This is a genomic window from Bradyrhizobium sp. IC4060, assembly GCF_020193715.1.
GTDB lineage: Bacteria > Pseudomonadota > Alphaproteobacteria > Rhizobiales > Xanthobacteraceae > Bradyrhizobium > Bradyrhizobium yuanmingense.
Genome location: NZ_JADYVJ010000100.1, coordinates 1 through 419, shown reverse-complemented (window position 1 = coordinate 419; position 419 = coordinate 1). Strand labels below are relative to the sequence as shown.

The 419-nt window shown below is 31.3% G+C and carries 1 pseudogene; it reads right to left on the bottom strand.

What is annotated here, in order from left to right:
* Window positions 1-141: 141 nt before the first annotated feature.
* Window positions 142-419 (bottom strand): annotated as a pseudogene (locus tag I6F16_RS37665) (amino acid permease); the annotation flags it as partial.

The following is a 419-nucleotide window of genomic DNA, read 5'->3' as shown; positions in this document are numbered from 1 at the left end:
CATAAAATATCTCAGAATTAATTTATTGTGAATTAAATTAGAAATAGGCATATGGCATGATTGGCTTGTTCTGAAGGCAAATTGTTTGTAAACCCCAAAATAATAAAGGCTTATCCTGTTTGAATAAGCCTTATTTGAAGATTAGAGTGATTTTTTCCAACTCAAAATTGTATATAGCCCAAACATAAAGGCGATCCAGATTGGAATGAGAATTACCGACTTTTCAAAGCCTTGAGTCCACATGATATATAAAATCATGCCAATAAAAGTCAAAACGATATAGTTACTCAAAGGTGAAAATAGGGCAGGAAATTTGGCAATTTTATTTTCAAACTTCATCGAACGTTTAAATTTTAAATGGGTAAAACTAATAATTGCCCAGTTTAAAACCAAAGCTGCTACAGCCATGTACATAAGAT